General features: G+C 57.1%; 15 protein-coding genes. 3 read left to right on the top strand and 12 right to left on the bottom strand.

The features are described from left to right. Positions 1-74: 74 nt before the first annotated feature. The 6 genes from ABD890_RS07855 to mnmG all read right to left on the bottom strand — a co-directional run bounded on the left by ABD890_RS07855 (position 75) and on the right by mnmG (position 7,161). Positions 75-1,724 carry a Na+/H+ antiporter NhaC family protein gene (locus ABD890_RS07855; protein ID WP_345087587.1) on the bottom strand — a complete coding sequence of 550 codons (1,650 nt, stop codon included), beginning with the start codon at positions 1,722-1,724 and terminating at the stop codon, positions 75-77. A gap of 4 nt (positions 1,725-1,728) precedes the next feature. Then, positions 1,729-2,484 (bottom strand): sensor histidine kinase, encoded by a 756-nt coding sequence (locus ABD890_RS07850; protein WP_345087585.1) that lies wholly within the window; start codon positions 2,482-2,484, stop codon positions 1,729-1,731. Positions 2,485-2,659: 175 nt separating this feature from the next. Further along, positions 2,660-3,217, bottom strand: coding sequence for a hypothetical protein (locus ABD890_RS07845; RefSeq protein ID WP_345087583.1), 558 nt, complete (start codon positions 3,215-3,217; stop codon positions 2,660-2,662). A gap of 290 nt (positions 3,218-3,507) precedes the next feature. Further along, positions 3,508-4,077: a hypothetical protein gene (locus ABD890_RS07840; protein WP_345087581.1), complete on the bottom strand. Its 570-nt coding sequence runs from the start codon at positions 4,075-4,077 to the stop codon at positions 3,508-3,510. A 235-nt stretch (positions 4,078-4,312) separates the two neighbouring features. After that, on the bottom strand, positions 4,313-4,891 hold the full coding sequence (locus tag ABD890_RS07835; RefSeq protein WP_345087579.1) for a response regulator: 579 nt from the start codon (positions 4,889-4,891) through the stop codon (positions 4,313-4,315). Between the two features lie 431 nt (positions 4,892-5,322). After that, a complete protein-coding gene (gene mnmG, locus ABD890_RS07830; protein ID WP_345087578.1) occupies positions 5,323-7,161 on the bottom strand; it encodes a tRNA uridine-5-carboxymethylaminomethyl(34) synthesis enzyme MnmG in 1,839 nt (612 codons plus the stop codon). Between the two features lie 182 nt (positions 7,162-7,343). Here mnmG and ABD890_RS07825 point away from each other — a divergent pair, with 182 nt between their 5' ends. After that, entirely contained in the window at positions 7,344-8,219 is an 876-nt protein-coding gene (locus ABD890_RS07825) for a phosphorylase family protein (protein WP_345087576.1), read from the top strand. 17 nt (positions 8,220-8,236) lie between these two features. On the opposite strand, the gene ABD890_RS07820 is transcribed toward ABD890_RS07825, so the two are convergent. From ABD890_RS07820 to hpnC, 4 genes are all read right to left on the bottom strand, one after another. Further along, positions 8,237-8,632 (bottom strand): hypothetical protein, encoded by a 396-nt coding sequence (locus ABD890_RS07820; protein WP_345087574.1) that lies wholly within the window; start codon positions 8,630-8,632, stop codon positions 8,237-8,239. 67 nt (positions 8,633-8,699) lie between these two features. Then, positions 8,700-10,139 (bottom strand): hydroxysqualene dehydroxylase HpnE, encoded by a 1,440-nt coding sequence (gene hpnE, locus ABD890_RS07815; RefSeq protein WP_345087572.1) that lies wholly within the window; start codon positions 10,137-10,139, stop codon positions 8,700-8,702. Beyond that, entirely contained in the window at positions 10,139-11,023 is an 885-nt protein-coding gene (locus tag ABD890_RS07810; RefSeq protein WP_345087570.1) for a phytoene/squalene synthase family protein, read from the bottom strand. Before ABD890_RS07810 ends, hpnE begins: the two co-directional genes overlap by 1 nt. Continuing rightward, positions 11,020-11,967: a squalene synthase HpnC gene (gene hpnC / locus ABD890_RS07805; RefSeq protein WP_345087568.1), complete on the bottom strand. Its 948-nt coding sequence runs from the start codon at positions 11,965-11,967 to the stop codon at positions 11,020-11,022. The genes ABD890_RS07810 and hpnC overlap by 4 nt, the downstream gene beginning before the upstream one ends. A 190-nt stretch (positions 11,968-12,157) precedes the next feature. Here hpnC and ispH point away from each other — a divergent pair, with 190 nt between their 5' ends. Beyond that, positions 12,158-13,096: a 4-hydroxy-3-methylbut-2-enyl diphosphate reductase gene (ispH, locus tag ABD890_RS07800; RefSeq protein ID WP_345087567.1), complete on the top strand. Its 939-nt coding sequence runs from the start codon at positions 12,158-12,160 to the stop codon at positions 13,094-13,096. Between the two features lie 82 nt (positions 13,097-13,178). Here the strand turns inward: ispH and ABD890_RS07795 are convergent, their stop codons facing one another. Further along, positions 13,179-14,405, bottom strand: coding sequence for a 3-keto-disaccharide hydrolase (locus ABD890_RS07795; RefSeq protein WP_345087565.1), 1,227 nt, complete (start codon positions 14,403-14,405; stop codon positions 13,179-13,181). Between the two features lie 186 nt (positions 14,406-14,591). Between ABD890_RS07795 and ABD890_RS07790 the strand changes: the two genes are divergently transcribed. Continuing rightward, entirely contained in the window at positions 14,592-16,502 is a 1,911-nt protein-coding gene (locus ABD890_RS07790; protein ID WP_345087563.1) for a cation:proton antiporter, read from the top strand. Here the strand turns inward: ABD890_RS07790 and ABD890_RS07785 are convergent. Then, complete coding sequence (locus ABD890_RS07785; RefSeq protein WP_345087559.1) at positions 16,456-16,857, bottom strand: hypothetical protein; 402 nt, start codon at positions 16,855-16,857, stop codon at positions 16,456-16,458. The two genes, ABD890_RS07790 and ABD890_RS07785, sit on opposite strands and share 47 nt — an antisense overlap. Positions 16,858-16,908 lie beyond the last annotated feature (51 nt).

Here is a 16,908-nt window from a genome sequence, read left to right as displayed (position 1 = left end):
CCTTTCGTCTGGCGATCGTTGTAAGAATTGCAACATGTTTCCCAAATCGTCTGCGAACGAATAGGGGAGATCGGTCACTCGGCGGTCTCGTTGGCTCGCAGGGCATCGGCCTCTTGCAGGATCTGCTCTGGGACTTTGCCAATCAGGAAAAGCGTGGCGATCAACGCAGCCACTCCCAGGACATGACACAACCAAACCGGCACGCCAAACGCCACCGGCACCGTGCCCATCACGACCGAAAGTCCGGCGCCCAGAAGTGCGTACGGCATCTGCGTGCGTACGTGGGCCATGTGATGACAGCCACAGCTTTGCGAAGAAAGAATTGTCGTGTCCGAGATCGGCGAGCAGTGATCACCGAAGATCGCTCCGGCCAGAACGCTTCCGACCACCGATAACAAAATCGGATCGGCGATATCGAGAGCCTGGCCACCGGCCGTCAGCATCGCGGCAGTGAGCGAAACGGAAAGCGGCACCAGGATGCCCATCGTGCCCCAGCTTGTGCCGGTCGAAAATGCCACCGCGGCGGCGAGCAGGAAGATGGTCGTCGGCAGCATCTCGATCGGCAGACTTGGCTTGAGTACCTGTTCCAGATAACCGGCCGTGTTCAAGCCATTCTGAGTCATCTGCCTATCCTCGTCGAACTTCGGCCCTTCGGTCTGGGCTGCCAGCGCCGCCGCAAACCACAAGATCAACAGGGCTGGCATCATCGCGTAGAAGCCTTTGAGGATCGCGGTCACAAACTGCGAAGCGGAAAGAAGCCGCTGCGGAGCGATCAGCAGCAAGGCCACCACGAGGCTGGCCGCGGAACCGTAGACGAGTGCTTTGTACGAGTTGCCATTGCCAATGATTTCCAGCAGCGACGGTGGTTCACCTTCCCCCATCGCGGCTGCATAGCCAGTTTGATACAGCACGCCGACCACGACCACCAGCATGGTCAGCACTGGGATAACGGCATTCAGCCAACTGGAGCTTTCGGGCAGTTGTTCGGCGGAGGCGACTTCTTCGTTGGAAGGCTTTTGCGAACTGAGCATGTCGATCTCAGCCTTGAGCATCGGGCCGAAGTCGCGGCGAGTGATCGCGATCAGCGGCACCAGCAGCAGCGCCCACCAGGTGTAAAAGCGGTAGGGAATGCTTTGGACGAACAGCAGGAACGCGTCGGGCTTGGCGTCGCCATCGATCAGCTTGATGCCTTCATCGATGAAACTGATTTCGGTCGCGACCCATGTCGAGATCAACGCCAGGCCGGCCACCGGGGCGGCGGTCGAGTCGACGATATACGCCAACTTCTCGCGCGAGATCTTCAGGCGATCGGTCACTTCTTTCAGCGTTCCGCCCAGCAGCAGCATGTTGGCGTAGTCGTCGAAGAAGATGGCCAACCCCATCAGCCAGCCGGTGAGTTGCCCTTTCAGGCGGGTGTCGGCGAAACGAACGATCAAGTTCACCAGGCCTCGCATGCCACCCGATGCTGAAATGACGCCAATCATGCCGCCGGTCAGCAGCGTGAAGGTATACACCTGGCGTTTATCTTCGTCGATCAGCTTGGCCCACAGGTAGTCGACCCATGCCGACTGCAGGCCAGCGATCGGATTGCCATGGTGCAGGATCACCGCACCAACCACGATGCCAACGAGAAGGGATAACAACGTCCGTCGAGTTAAGATCGCCAGAAAAATGGCAACCAACGGAGGAACAAGACTCAACCATCCAAAGGGATGCGGATCCATCCAGCTACTCGTTAGGGCTTGTGGAACTTGGTGAAATTGGAATCTCGAGAACGATCCGAGCCCCTGGGCCGTAGGCGGTGTCGATGTAAACATCGCCGCCATGGGCGTGGGCAATCGTCCAGCATTTGGTGAGGCCAAATCCAAGGCCTCGACCAGCTTCACGTCCGCTATGGAAAGGATCGAATACCAACTCGGCCATTTCGTCCGGAATGCCAGGACCATCGTCCTGAACCGAAACGATGGCCATGTGGTCGGCCTGGGCAAGGCTTATTTCGATCTGCCCGTCTTGCTTGAGGGCTTCTAGTCCGTTGCGAACGATCGCACAAAGAGCCAGCACCAATTGATTAGCGTCGGCTTTCAAGCGAATTTCGGGATGGGGAGTTTCCAGTTTCAGCAAGGTTTGCTGTTGCCGGGCCGCTTCGTTCATTTGGTGGAAGCAGGCCTGGGCAATTTCGCTGAGTCGGCAATCGGCAAGTTGGGGCTGCGATGGCCGAGCGAAGAGCATCAAGTCGGCAATCATCTCGTGACCACGCATCGCTTGCGCGTAAATGGTCGCGAGTTCGTGCCGTCGATTCGGATCGGTCTCGCCATTGAGAAGTGCTTGGGCACGGCTGGCGATATTGGCCAGGGGATTGTTGATCTCGTGACTGGCACCATACGCCAGGCGTCGTAGGCTTTGCAGCTTCTCGTTACGCAAACGACGCTCGTCCTGATCGGACGACGATTGGGAAGACGAGGAATCGATTTCGCGAGAAGTCATGCCAGGAGAGCAATCAAGAGGCAACAATCAATCTGGTTTGAAGTGCCCTATCTTAGTGCGATTCCACCTGGAATCCTACGTGTTTCAGCGGTTCTCGCTGAGAAACCGGCTCAAAACTCTCTTGATTGCTGTCAGCCAAAAAACGAAACGTTTCGGAATCGTCGCGAACGCGGGTTCAAGCAACCATGCTGCGAAGTCCCACCAGGCAGCCCCAGCCAATACTGGCCAGGCCGACGCCCAGGGCCGGCACAAAGAGGAGGGGACTGGGAAGCGAGCGATTCACTTCGATCACCAACGGATCGTCGAACGAGACATCTGGAAATCTCGACTTCAGAAGTGAACGTGTTTCGATATCGATCCCTTTCACGCCACTGGTGACGACGCCCACGAGCGGGTCGTCGAAGAGATACTCGGTCGCGCCGGGCGGGCAATAATAGCGGGCAATGACCGGGCGTTTGGTAAAGTTGCCCTGCAGCGTCACCAGTGGGATTTCAATTTCCTCGAACTCGCCGTCCTCGTCTTCATCGAGATAAACGTAGTCCTCCGCCAGTTCATAGTCGTAGATGCATACGTGGCGATTGCCACTGTTAACGCTCTCTTGCGTCAGTTCAAACAGGGTTACCTCTTGAGGCTGACCGCCGCAGTCCCACCACAGCGTTGCCTCTTGATAGCCATACCAACCAGCCGATACCGCGACGACCAAAATCAAACGAAAGTCGGATAGCCAATGCATGGAAAGAGACTCCACGAGAAGAGCAGGGGCGAAGACGAGCGCGCTCGATCACGGCGCGATTCGGCGGGCCGCCTCGGCAAACGAAGCGGTCCGCAGGGCAGTGCTTCATTGCAAAGCCATCTGAAATATGGCCCATGAATGTGGAGGGTCAAATTAATTCGCTAGAGGGGGCCTTGCAGTTCGCCAAGGCCCTGTTTCGAGAAGGATCTCGCCTGATTTCCCTGCTTTCGGCCCCAGGAAGCGAGCGCGATTGGCGCAGTGAGCGGGTGAAATTCTCTGTCCTTCGCCGATTACCGGCCGCTGAAGAACTGCCACCAGACAAAGACGCCGACCAGCGCGAGTCCGCCAAAGAAGAAGCCAGCGATCGAGCCAGCCGTAGGAAACGAGCGATCAACATCGAAGATCACTGCCTTGCTGAGATCGCTGCCAGGGACGATCGTGCTCATCAGTTGCTTCTCGTCTGACTTCAGTCCCGCGATGTTGCTGACCACGACGCCGGTGAGTTGGTGGCGTTGGAAGACGCTTTGAAGCTTTTGTTCGTTTCCTTTAAGACCACTCACGCGAGCGACGACCGGATACTTCGGCTGCTTCAGTTCCTGCATGTCCCCTTCCAGCAGCAGTGGAATCCAGGCTCGCGTAACCTTGCCGGTGTCCTCTTCCTCTTCAAAGACATATTCATCCGCAAAAATGAAATCGGTCACCGTCAGGTGGATGTTACTGATGTCCTCGTTCGAGCCGAGTGCTTCCAGCTGGACGGTTTCTGGTTCCGAAGTGCCTGTCGAATAGAGACTGAATTCGCGCCACGAGTTAAAGCAGAGCATCACGCCAAGCAGCAGAAGCACAAATCGAAGATTCGCCATGGTTTGTTCAGAGGAAAGAGGAGTGATGTGACGTCGCGATCGCGGCCACCTCTGGCGGGTGGTTTAAGGCAGTCAGAATAACTGCTAGCAGGCAGAAGTCAACAAGCCGCCGAAGAAACAGGGGCGGCGCGTGGAGAAGCAGTCGCAAGTATGGTCAACGACACACGGCACCGCGCAAGCAACGGGAGTCCGACTTGCGCGGTGAAGAGATGTGCCAGGAACAGGGAAGGGCGGTCTAAGAGTTGACCGATTCCATATCCAGCATGTGGCAAGCCTTGTCGACCAGGGCTTCCACCGAGAATGGCTTCTGCATGAACTCGTTGGCACCGCAAGCCATCAGGTCGGCGACCTTGTCTTGCTCGATCATGCCTGAGATGCAGAGGATTTTGACGTCTTCCATCGTCTTGTCCATGCGGACCCGCTGGCAGACTTCCTTACCGTTGATATCGGGAAGCATGATGTCCAGCACGACGATGTCTGGGTGAAATTCCTTGACCAGCATACCGGCGTCGAAGCCGTTGTTGGCGGTTCGCAGCTCAAAACGACCATCGCGTTCGAAGGCGTCGACCAGCAGTTCTACCAGATCGACGTCGTCGTCAACGATCAGGGCCTTACGCTTGCCACTCTCGAGAGCGTCGGTCGGAATGCCGTTCTCTCGCATGAAGTTGTACAACTGATCACGCGGGATGCGTCGAAACCGGCTGCCGGGGACGCGAAATCCTTTCAACTGCCCCGAGTCGAAGCAACGAATAATGGTCTGTTGGCTGACCTTGCAGATCTTCGCCGCTTCACCGGTCGTAAAGACTGTTTTCATTTGCTGTCATCCTATCCCTAGCGTGTTTGGCAACCAATGCGATGAGTGGCTGTTGAGGGCCGCCAAGTATGTTGAGCATCCTCGCGCTCTGCGCATCCGTGTCAAACGAGTACATCCCGTTTAAAACTCTGATTTTCTGGAAGGTGTGTAATCGCTGCACCCCACGATAAATGAGTATTTCCGCTGTTCGTCCGGATATACCCCATTTACCGAATTTGCCAGATGTCGGAATTATATCGTCCCAGATTGCCACGTCAAGATTGATGTCGAATGCGCAAACTTAACCAGGACAACACTTTGCAGCACAAAGGGGTCGGCTGGCCAATATTTTGCCTAATCACAATCTGGGAAGATGCAAGAGCGAACCGCTCTGAATTTAGGGCGGTTTTTGGTGGCATGCTACTGATAGCAACGCCGTGGGAATCCCCAGGTTAGGAGGTCTTCGACCCCATCCGCCCGTCAAGATAAACCAGCAGCAGGGCGATGTCAGAAGGGGTGATGCCGCTGATCCGTTCGGCCTGGGCGACCGTCGTCGGGCGAACTCGTCCCAGCTTCTCACGGGCTTCGGTCCGCATCTGGGTAAGCCGCGTAAAATCGAACGATTCTGGAATTCGCTTGTACGAGAGCCGTTTTTGACGCTCGATCTCGACCTGTTGCCGGGCAACGTAGCCTTCGTACCGAAGGTCGTAGGTGACCTGCAGCGAGGCTTCGTCCGAGATACCGGATAATTGCGGTGCCAATTCGCAGACTTGTTCCCAGGTCGAGTCGTTACGGCGGAGGATATTCGAGAGGAGCGTCCCCTGGTGCCTGGTCGTCGAGAGCGTTTCCAGGGCGGAATCGATCTGCTCCAACTTGCTTGAAAAGGCAGCCCAACGCTGCGCAGTGATCAGTCCCCGCTCGTTCGCCAGTGGCGTCAGGCGGCGATCGGCGTTGTCTTGGCGAAGCATCAAGCGGTGCTCGGCCCGGCTGGTGAACATACGGTAAGGTTCGTCGACGCCGCACGTCACCAAGTCGTCGATCAGCACGCCGATGTAAGCCTGCTCGCGACCAAGAATCAGCGGCTCTTCCCCGCGACCTTCCAGGGCAGCATTGATTCCCGCCATCAGCCCTTGGGCGGCAGCTTCTTCGTAGCCGGTCGTTCCGTTGATCTGACCGGCGAAATAGAGTCCGGTCACTTCCTTGGTTTGCAGCGAAGGCCACAACTGGTCGGGCGGGCAGAAATCGTACTCGACGGCGTAGCCATATCGCATGATCTGGGCGTTTTCGAGCCCAGGGATCAGCTTGAACATCTCGTCCTGGACGTCGCGTGGAAGGCTGGTCGAGATGCCGTTCACATACACTTCGCGGGTGTTGTGGCCTTCTGGCTCCAGAAAGAGCTGATGCCGATCTTTGTCGGCGAAACGGACTACTTTGTCTTCGATGCTCGGGCAATACCGTGGTCCGCGTGAATCGATCTGGCCACTATACATCGGGGCCCGATGCAAGTTGGCCCGGATCAAGTCGTGGACTTTTTCGTTGGTGTACGTGATATGACACGGCATCTGCTCGAGCGTCAGTTTCTCGGTCAGATACGAGAATGGCTGAGGATCTTCATCCCCGGGCTGCAGTTCGGTTTTATCGAAATCGATCGAGTTGAAATTCAAGCGTGCCGGCGTGCCGGTCTTGAAGCGATCGAGCCGAAAGCCGAGGCGATTCAAAGCATTGCTGATGCCGCTGCTGGTTCCTTCGCCACCACGACCGCCAGGCGTTTTCGATTCGCCGATGTGCATGATCGCCGCGAGAAACGTACCGGTGGTCAGCACTACGCGAGTCGCGGCATAGATGGCACCCCCGTGCACGCTGACGCCAGTGATTCGCTGCTTGCCGTCAACGGTTTCGGTAACCAGATCGCTGACGATCTCTTGGCACAAGTCGAGATTCGGCTGGTCTTCGACCGCCAACTTCACCCACCACTGGTAAGCCTTCTTGTCGGCTTGCGCTCGAGGGCTGTGCATCGCCGGGCCTTTGCGGCGATTGAGCAAGCGAAACTGAATGCCGGTTGCGTCGATCGCTTGCCCCATGACACCACCCATGGCGTCGATTTCGCGCACAATCTGACCCTTCGCGATCCCGCCGATCGCTGGGTTACAACTCATCTGGGCGACCGTGTCGAGGTTGGTTGTCAGCAGAGCGGTCTTCGCACCCAGGCGTGCAGCCGCCAGGGCGGCCTCGGTACCTGCGTGCCCGGCTCCCACGACAATCACGTCATATTGATAACGACACTCCGACATTCAATCACCTTGCAATCGACCTGCTGTTTAAGCGAAGCTGGTATTGTAGATCCCTCAGGCCACCTTCGCGAAGGGGCGAATCCCGCAAACGAGGCCGATTTCCTCGGCGTTTGGCCCTGTTTTCGCACGAAGTAGCCCTGCCTGGGCCTGCCAATTCCCTCTGACCATCATCCTGGACCATCATGCTCTTACGCTACCTCGTTTCCAACTTTCTTCGACAACAAGGCCAGACTGTGGTTCGCGACCTGGTGACTAAGCAGCTTGCCGAGCACAACACGGCCGAGGTCGCGCCGGAAGATATTCCGAAGCCAGATGTGGTGGTGGTGTTTGCCTTGGGGATTGAATCGGCCGGTTTCAAAGAGCGGCTTCAGTCGGCCACTCCGGTGAAGATGGAAGGGAAAACGGTCACGGTGGGCAAGCTCGGTCCGCATGTCATTGGCATCGTCGAATCAGGTGTCGGCCGGAAGGCTGCCGGAGCGGCGGTACGTGACGTCATCGATATCATTCAACCAAAGTGGATTGTCTCAGCCGGGTTCGCTGGGGGCCTCATTTCGGAGCTGAAACGAGGACATGTCGTTATGGCAAACGGCGTCCGCGATATCGAAGGGAGCGAAGTTGCCATCCCCTTGAACCTGACCTCAGAACAAATCGAAGCGACCCAAGGCCTGGCGAGTGGAAAGCTGCTGACGGTCGACCGGATTATCAGAACAGTTGAAGAGAAGCGGCAACTGGGGGAAGAGCACGGCGTGGTGGCGGTCGAGATGGAGACGCTCGCGATTGCTCAGGTCTGCCAGGAAAAAGATACGAAGATGCTTTCGGTGCGGATCATTTCCGATACGGTCGATCAGCCACTTCCCAAGGATCTGGAAAAGCTGATGGGTCAGAAGACCACCTCCGGTATGATCGGTGCCGCTGCCGCGACCATTTTCAATCGGCCGGGCAGCATCAAAGATATGTGGAACCTGAATTCAATGGCCAACAAAGCCAGCGACAAGTTGGCTGGCTTTCTCGAAGGAGTCGTTCCGCAGCTTGACTTCGCCGTGCGTGAGAACGACTAAGCCGGCCTCTTCCTAGTTTAGGTGGTTTTCGTACCGAAGCCGACGTAAGCCAGAAGTCCGGCCGAGGCAAGGAAGATCACCCACTCGACAGCGGCCAAAACATAGGTCGTCGTGCCGATGTCGGAGAAAATTCCGAAGCTGATCGCTCGGAAGATCACCGATAAACCGTGGATCAAAACGCAGCCAATCAATAGCGGACGCGTGGCATCGTGCATTATGAGCGGCAGCAGGAAAATCAATCCCCACGCAAGCTCGACACCTCCGTACACCACGAAGAATTCGGACTGGCCGCTCCCTTTCTGCAGGTCGAACCCGACCGAGTTCGAGGTCTGCCCTGGAGCCGACGCGCACCATACTCCAAGGAACATGTAAGCGACGCCAACGACGGCCAGAAATATACGAGCGAGAAACATAGCGGTCCTTTCGAGTTGCCTGGAAACAAAGCTCCCAGCAGGATAGAACCGCAGAAGAAATCAGAAGCTAACGGCTGTCGTCGTTATTACTCAGCCCCCAGAGCATTTTCGAGAGCAAGCTGGTTGGCAGATCGGCGTCCATCACGGGCTGGTGATAGCCATATTTCCGCAGAATGGCTTCCGCCGCGAGGTAGCCGCTACGGACCGCTCCTTCCATCGTCGAAGGCCAGCCAGTCTTCGTCCAGTCGCCTGCCAAGGCGAGGCCAGGCAAGATCGTCCCTTGCGACGGGCGAAGGCGTTCGAGGTCGGGCGTGGCCGAGAAGACCGCTTGCTTCTCGGTAACCACCTGCTGATCGAGCAGGTAAGGGGACTGCGGCACATGGAAGGCTGAGACCAATTCCGCCAGAACTTTGCGAACCAGTTCTTCCTGCTTGATGCCGGCCAAATCTTGCGAGGCACTGATGACGACCTGGTAGTAATAGCCGGTCGTGTCTTTCAGTTGGCGGGGCCCATGGTTGAAGACCCACTGGCTGGTTCGGTCGAGCAGCACGGCATGCGGCAGCTTCGTCAGGGGAGAATCGAGCCAAAGATGAACGCTTGAAATTGGTGACGAGTCGATCTCGTCCACGTTGTCGAGCTTCGGGATGAGGTTCTTCAGCACAGTCGAGAACAGCTTCGGCGATTGATGCCACGGGACGGCCGCAATGAAGTTCTCGTAGGTTCCTTCGCCTCCCTGGCCAACGCGAACGTTGAACCGAGAGTTGAAATAAGCGACCTGACGCACGGTCGTTTGCCGATGAAACTGCACGCCCTTTTCGCCGAGACGCTGAGCCGCTTGCACGTCGAAGACATCTTGCAGGGGAATCCGCGGGACGTAGATCTGGTACGCCTGACGATTCCGCAGAAAGCCATCGACGAATACCTTCCGCGACGCCGAAAACGAGACTTCACTCAGCGGAGCCCCCAACGCACTGACTAACACGATCTCCCAGAAACGGCTGATCGCTTCTTCCGACTGAAACTGTTCTTTCAGCCAGTCGTACATCTTGTAGTTGTGATACTTTTTAAGTGCCGAAGGAGGCGCCATCTCCCACAAGGCGGCCGCGATCCGCTTCTGATCTGGACGCGAAAGATACTTCTGCCGGCGAAATGCCGATGCCAGATGCAGTGGAGCAGGGAGCCAGCTACTGCCCGAGAACGGATGAACGCGTCCTTCGCGATCGATGAAGTGCAGCTTCGTATCACGACGAAAGCACGACTTCAAATCAAGGCGTTCGCAAAGCCCCAGGAAGTTGGTGCAGCAGCCCATTGCCACATGCTGGCAGCGATCGATCAGCGAGGGATGGTCTGAATCGCGATACGCTCCGGCGCGACCCCCGAGCGAACGCTTCGCCTCGAACAGATGGATCTCGAACGGGAAACGAGACAACGCTTCCGCCGCGGCGATCCCGGCCAGGCCGCCTCCGACGATCGCGACGCGTTGGCCTCGCATGGCGTTCATGTCCATCAGGTTCCCTCCGTCGATAAGGTTCGCCGCGAACCGAGCGGCATTCGCGACATGGCCAGTCGGGCCAGCAAGGTGACCTTTCGCCACGACCCGACTTGGATCCTACGGCGAAGAACTTCCGTAGGTTGCCGAGCAATCTGAACCAACAGGTGATGATACGTCTCGGTCATCGCATCGTAGATGCTCCGGCCTTCGGGTTGCAAATCGCTGCACAAATCCTGGGCCTGGGCGAAGAGACTTTCGGCTCGCTCGATCTGGAATCGCATCATCGGCTCGAACCCGGGCGACAGCGTTCCTTCCAGCAGCGATTGCTCAGAAACATCGAACTGGGCCAGTTCGTCTTGCGGCAAATAGATGCGGCCACGCTGGGCGTCTTCACGGATGTCGCGGAGGATGTTCGTCAGCTGAAACGCGATGCCGGCAGCGATCGCTGCCTCACGATTGAAGTTGGGCCGGATGCCCCAGATCGGCAAGCAGCTTAGGCCAATCGCCGAGGCAACCTGGTAGCAGTAATGCTTCAGTTCCGGAAAGTCGGCGAAGCGGGTGCGGGTCAGGTCGCTTTCCACGCCATCGATCGACTCGAACAGGTACTGCGGTGGAATCTCGTATCGCCGAACCGTGTCGACCAATGCGGGCAAACGGGCATCCAGGTAGTCGTCGGCCAGCGCCGCTTCGAGTTGTTGCCGCCAGGCTAGGAGCTGGATCGACTGATCGGTTCCTTCGGCATCGGCCAGGTCGTCGGTGTGACGGAAGAACGCATACAAGGCGTACATCGCCTGACGTTTCGCACGCGGCAAAAACCAAAACGATAGCAGGAAGTTCGATCGCGACTGGCGCGAATGCTGTCGGCACAGGGCATAACTGTCAGCGAGGGTTGGTGTCATGCCGGCACCTCGTAGGCATGACTGCCAAACGGCTTCTTCCGCACATGAATGTCCCACCAGGAACGCATGAGCAGCTTCGCCTTGGTCGCCTTACTGACCTTCGGGCGATGGTTCCAGGTATCGAATTCGTGCTGGCGAATCTGCTTCAAGATGGCCTGACCGCCACGAACGAACAAGGCGATATCAACCTTCAAGTTCGAAGGGAAGTAATCAACGATCGGCTCGCCAGCGGCCAGCAGTTGGTCGGCTCGGCGGACCTGGTATTCAATCAATTGTTGGAAGGCATCGTCTTCAGCACACTTCGGCATGTCGTCGATGGAAAGACCAAACTGCTGGAAGTCTTCGGCCGGGATATAGATACGTCCCATCTCGAAGTCGCGACGAACATCTTGCCAGAAGTTCGCCAATTGCAGCCCGGTGCAGATGCGGTCGGAATAAACGACCGCTTCAGGGGTGTAGCATCGCCCGAGGTACATTACCAGCCGGCCGACCGGATCGGCCGAATTGCGGCAGTAAGCCAACAGGTCGCGATAGGTCGCATAACGCTTCTTGGTTTTGTCTTGCCGGAAGGCGATCAGCAGATTGCGAAGCGGGGTGATCGGAATCTTGAACTCGTGGATCGTACGTTTCAGGGCCACAAAGACCGGGTGGTGGGCTTCCTGTTGATAGCATGACTCGAGCTGTTCTTCCCACCAGGCCAATAGGGTCAGGCCTTCGGCATCGTCAGCGATCTCGTCGGCCAGGTTATCTGCCCAGCGGCAATAAGAGTAAATGGCCGCAAAATGGGGGTGCAATTCGGTCGGAAGGAACCAGCTGATAACCGAGAAGTTCTCGTACGAAGAGGCCGTGAAATCCTGGCAATAGGCGTAGGCGTCCTTCGTGCTGGGCGTTTGCCAACTGGCTTGGGGACCGTAATTCACCAGTTGATATAAGAAAGGAGTCACGCGTTATCCGGAAAGGTTGGCCGTCGGTTGCTGTCCTGGGGGCGATCGCAAACTTCCAATTTTGCGGGAATTTACCCACCAAAGAAAGGCCGATTCCCTGATGGGTGCTGGCATTGGCCAGCGACCGCCGCTCTATTCCCTCTAGAAGGGTTGCGGTAAGATGCAAGGTATGGAGGAGGATCTCAGACCCATGAAAGTGATTTTAGCAAGTCCACGCGGCTTTTGTGCCGGGGTGAACATGGCCATCGAGTGCCTCGATTTGGCCCTCAAGTCGTTTGGTGCGCCGGTCTACGTCTATCACGAGATCGTCCACAACAAATACGTGGTCGAAACCTTCAAAAAGAAGGGCGCGATCTTTGTGGACGACCTGGAAGAGGTCCCTCCGAAGTCGATCTTGCTGTTCAGCGCTCACGGCGTCTCGCCCGAGATCCGCAAGGCGGCCAAAGATCGCGATCTGACGGCGATCGATGCGACCTGCCCGCTGGTGACCAAGGTCCATCTGGAAGCGATCAAGTTTGCCAAGCTGGGTTACACCATCTGCTTGATTGGTCACGAAGGTCACGACGAAGTGATCGGCACCATGGGCGAAGCGCCGGAAGCGATCGTCCTGGTCGAGACCGAAGAAGATGTCGACAAGCTTGAGATCGCCGATCCTGAAAAGCTGGCTTACCTGACGCAGACGACGCTGTCGGTCGACGACGCGACACGCATCATCAATCGGCTGAAGGCCCGCTTCCCCGAAATCAAAGGCCCACCGAAGGCCGACATCTGCTATGCCACCCAGAACCGCCAGGAAGCCGTGCGGATCTTGGGATCGGAAGCGCAGCTGGTGCTGGTATTGGGAAGCCAGAACAGCTCGAACAGCCAGCGTCTGAAAGAACTGGCCAAAGAGTCAGGCATCTCTGGCTACCTGATCGATGGCGCCAGTGACATACAGCGCGAATGGTTCGAAGGCGTGGAAAACGTTCTGGTGACCGCCGGCGCGAGTGCTCCGGAAGATGTCGTTCAGGAATGCCTCGATTACTTGGTCGAGAAGTTCGACGCCACGATCGAAACCCGTTCGATCCGCGAAGAAGAAGTGCACTTCCCACTGCCGAAAGAACTGCGAAAGCTGGTTTCGATTACGTAGTACGAACTGCAATACTCGAGCCATCCGCTCGAAACCCATTCATAAAAAAAGCCCACGTGATCGTGGGCTTTTTCTTGGGACGCTACTCGCTTACGCGATTCAAAGGCCAGCGTTCTGGCAGTTCTTGAATCTCGAAGTTCTTAAACAGAACGTCAGTCGTGGGGTCGTGCCCTTGCAGGATGATCGTGCCCGCTTCCAGGCGTTGGCCTTTGCGAGGGTTGGCGTCTGGCTTGCGGTCGTCGGTCCAATCGGTCACCTGGTAACCGTTCACCCAGACCGAGATGTGGGCACCTTCGGCGATCAGCGTCTTGGTGAGCCACTCTTTGTCTTTGCTCACCACTTTCCGGGCGACACAGCGGCGGAAGATCGCTCCGGTTCCGCTATCGAGCGGCTTGGTCGGATCGTCACCTTCAATGCCGTTGTGGATCTGGCTTTCGTAGCCATTCATCTTTTCGCCAGGGATGCTGCGGAAGAAGAGACCTGAGTTCAGGTTTTCGGCGTTGGTCTTGGCATCCATCTGCAAAACGAAGTTGGCGTACACGCCTTCCGTCTCGAGCTGGCCAGGGCCGTTCTCGGCATGGATCTCGCCTTCTTCCGTGACGCTGAACTTGGTGGCGTATTCCGGGTACGACTTCCAGCCGCTGAGGTCTTTGCCGTTGAAGATCGATTTCAGCCCGAGCGGTTTCAAGGCAATGTTACGGAACTGAACCTTGCCGCCGTTATGCTGCAAGCCAATGAAACCTTTGCCCAGGTAATCTCGGTCTTCGAGCGTCGAAACAACTTCGCCGTCCAGCTTCACTTCGATCAGCGGACCCTGGCAGCGGACCTCGAAGGTATGCCACTCGCCAGGTTCACATTCCGGTGTCACCTTTTCCCGAGCCACCAGGCTGCCGGTAGGGAACGAGTTGCTAGGAGGGGCGATGTTCAGTTCATAGCAGTCGTAGGACGGGCTCTTCGGCTTGGGGCTCGACCGCAGGAAGATCCCGCTGTTGGTGTCCTTGTCCGCTTTAAAATCGACCTTCAGGTCGAAGTCAGCGAACTGGGTCGTCGTGCAGAGTAAACCGACATCGCCGCTGGTGACCTGAATGGTACCGTCGACCACTTTCCAGTCATTCTTGGCCATGGCTTTCCATCCGAAGAGGGTTTCGCCATCGAATAGCGAGATCCAGCCATCTTCGATTTCTTCCGGCGTCAGTCCCGGCGTTTGACCCCAGGCCGTGGTCTGCGGAGCAACGCCACTCCCGATCAAGGCAAGCAGCAAGATCGACAAAAACGGAGCTTTGACGGAAAAGCGAGCGGCAAAAGGCATGACGTGTAGTTCCTGGGCGGGAATAAAAGGACCTAATCGGGCCAATAGGTAGAAGTCTCTAACCTAAAGAAATGATTAGGGTTTGGGAAGATCCGCGGGGTTTGCTCTGGGCGGGGCGTAAGGTAGGTTAAAGGTCCGTGGGGATGCCAGCGCCCTCTATTGCGCCGGCGATCGGGAGATGGTGTTGTGGAAGAAAAGCTCTACCTGCTTTATTTTGCCGGTATTTTGGCCCTGGGCATCAGCGCGCAGTGGCTCGCCTGGCGATTGCGACTCCCCTCCATTCTGCTGCTGTTAGCATTTGGGTTTTTGGCAAGCTTTTTGCCTCAAGGCCCGGATGAGATCATCGGAAGGGAAGTTTTATTCCCAATCGTCTCGCTTTCGGTCGCCGTCATTCTGTTTGAAGGGGGCATGAGCCTGCGCTTTGCGGAACTTCGCGAAGTGGGGCCAGCCTTAGGCGGGCTGGTGACCATTGGTGCGCTCATCGTGTGGGGGTTAGCCTCGCTGGCGGCCTACTTCGTCGTGGGACTCTCGCCGGCGATTGCCGCGGTGGTAGGGGCGATTGTGGTGGTGACCGGTCCGACAGTGGTCGGGCCGCTATTAAGTCATATCAGGCCTTCTCGAAAGATTGGTTCGCTGGCCAAGTGGGAAGGGATCGTGATCGACCCGATCGGGGCCGTCCTGGCGGTTCTCGTGTTCGAGTTCATCATGAAGACGGGCGAAGGGGCGACCTGGGTGACGCCAATTTGGTCGATCGCCATGACCATTCTGGTCGGCGTGGTGCTGGGTGTGCTGACCGCCTACATGATGATCTTCTCGCTGAAGAGCTATTGGATTCCCGACTTCCTACATAACGCGTTCATTCTGGCGGTCTTGCTGCTGGTGTTCGCGGCCTCGAATTACATTCAATCGGAATCAGGTCTGTTAACGGTGACCGTGCTCGGTCTGTTGATGGCCAATCAAAAGCAGATTCCGGTGCGTCATATCTTCGAGTTCAAAGAGAACCTCCGCGTTCTGTTGATCTCGTGCTTGTTCATCGTTCTGGCGGCTCGTATTCCGCTATCGACGCTGGTCGAAGTGGGCTGGGTTGGCCTGCTGTTTGTCGCGCTACTGATTGTGGTGGTGCGTCCGGCTTCGGTCTTCCTGTCGACCTTCGGCAGTGGTTTGAACTGGCGAGAAAAGACGTTTCTCTGCTTCATGGCTCCGCGCGGGATCGTGGCGGCTGCGGTCGGTTCGATTTTCTCGTTCGAGTTGACCCACCATGCTGAAAACCTCGACCTGAAGCAGATCGGAAGCCTGAACGAAGGCGAACTGGTCGTGCCGGTCGTCTTTATGGTGATTGTCGGTACGGTGACCTTCTACGGTCTCACGGCTTCGCCTGTTTCGCGTTGGCTTGGCTTGGCCAGCCCGGCACCCCAGGGGGTGCTGATCGCCGGGGCGGATCGCTGGATCCGCGAACTGGCCGTGATGATCAAGAACGCCGGCTTCCATGTGGTGCTGGTCGATACCAACTTTCGTAATATCACCGCCGCTCGTATGCAGGGACTCTCCGCCCAGTGTGCGAGTATTCTGTCCGACTTCGTCAGTGAAGAACTCAATCTTGGTGGTGTCGGTCGACTGCTGGCCGCGACACCGAATGACGAGGTCAACTCGCTCGCGTGTATGGAGTTTACGCACCTGTTCGGACGTAAAGAAGTGTTCCAGCTTAGTCCTTGGGACTCTGGTTCTGGCAAGCGGCAGTCGGTGTCGGATCACTTGCGTGGCCGCGTGATCTTCGGGCACGGGCTCGACTTCTATAAGATCGCTCGACGCGTGACCGCTGGTGCGCAGTTCAAGAAGACGTCGATCACCGAAGAGTTCACCTACCACGACTTCCAGCAGACGCATGGCGAGTCGGCCACGCTGCTGTTTGTCATTACGGAAACCAACCGCTTGCGGATGGTGACGGCCGACGATAGTTTTGTGCCGAAGGCTGGCCAGACGATCATCGCGCTGATCGATGCTCGCCCGGAGCCGATCAAGCTGCCGCCAAAGAGCGATGGTGATGGCGATACTAGCTCGCCGGAAGAATCGCCAGCGAAACCAGCGGAATCGTCGTAATACCTTCCAGGTCGGCCATTGTGCCGGCCGTGATTGTCAGGCAGTTGCGCACCTCGAGATGCATCTCGATCGCCATTGCTTGCTCTTCCAACGCTGGAAAAGCCCCGAGACTGACATCGTTGACCGACACGGTGCCCCCGAACGGGAAGTTCTCTAGCCGCAGTTGAACCTGGCTGCCATCGTCGATGCCGGTCGGTCGATGAAACCAACGTTGTAAGACGACAGGGCCTTGCTGGACTGCGTCAACGATCTGTGGCCAATCGGCAGGAAGTTTGACCCGTGCTGCCTCGTCTGGCAATCCAGCGAGCATTTCCCAAGGGCCGTTCAAGCGAATGATGTGAGGTTCTGGCGTCATAAAAAAAGAGCGGGCACGCTTCGATGAGTGTGCCCGCCATCGTTGAAGATC

It is taken from the genome of Bremerella cremea (assembly GCF_039541315.1).
In the GTDB taxonomy this organism is placed as follows: Bacteria; Planctomycetota; Planctomycetia; order Pirellulales; family Pirellulaceae; genus Bremerella; species Bremerella cremea.
The sequence above is the reverse complement of the archived record's forward strand: the minus strand, read 5'-3'. Positions and strand labels throughout refer to the sequence as shown.

Coding starts and splice junctions, on each gene's coding strand:
- ABD890_RS07840 (WP_345087581.1), bottom strand. CDS start 4,077: ATGGCGAATCTTCGATTTGTGCTTCTGCTGCTTGGCGTGATGCTCTGC.
- ABD890_RS07820 (WP_345087574.1), bottom strand. CDS start 8,632: ATGTTTCTCGCTCGTATATTTCTGGCCGTCGTTGGCGTCGCTTACATG.
- ABD890_RS07785 (WP_345087559.1), bottom strand. CDS start 16,857: ATGACGCCAGAACCTCACATCATTCGCTTGAACGGCCCTTGGGAAATG.
- ABD890_RS07855 (WP_345087587.1), bottom strand. CDS start 1,724: ATGGATCCGCATCCCTTTGGATGGTTGAGTCTTGTTCCTCCGTTGGTT.
- ABD890_RS07845 (WP_345087583.1), bottom strand. CDS start 3,217: ATGCATTGGCTATCCGACTTTCGTTTGATTTTGGTCGTCGCGGTATCG.
- mnmG (WP_345087578.1), bottom strand. CDS start 7,161: ATGTCGGAGTGTCGTTATCAATATGACGTGATTGTCGTGGGAGCCGGG.
- ispH (WP_345087567.1), top strand. CDS start 12,158: ATGAAAGTGATTTTAGCAAGTCCACGCGGCTTTTGTGCCGGGGTGAAC.
- ABD890_RS07810 (WP_345087570.1), bottom strand. CDS start 11,023: ATGACACCAACCCTCGCTGACAGTTATGCCCTGTGCCGACAGCATTCG.
- ABD890_RS07795 (WP_345087565.1), bottom strand. CDS start 14,405: ATGCCTTTTGCCGCTCGCTTTTCCGTCAAAGCTCCGTTTTTGTCGATC.
- hpnE (WP_345087572.1), bottom strand. CDS start 10,139: ATGGACATGAACGCCATGCGAGGCCAACGCGTCGCGATCGTCGGAGGC.
- ABD890_RS07835 (WP_345087579.1), bottom strand. CDS start 4,891: ATGAAAACAGTCTTTACGACCGGTGAAGCGGCGAAGATCTGCAAGGTC.
- ABD890_RS07825 (WP_345087576.1), top strand. CDS start 7,344: ATGCTCTTACGCTACCTCGTTTCCAACTTTCTTCGACAACAAGGCCAG.
- ABD890_RS07850 (WP_345087585.1), bottom strand. CDS start 2,484: ATGACTTCTCGCGAAATCGATTCCTCGTCTTCCCAATCGTCGTCCGAT.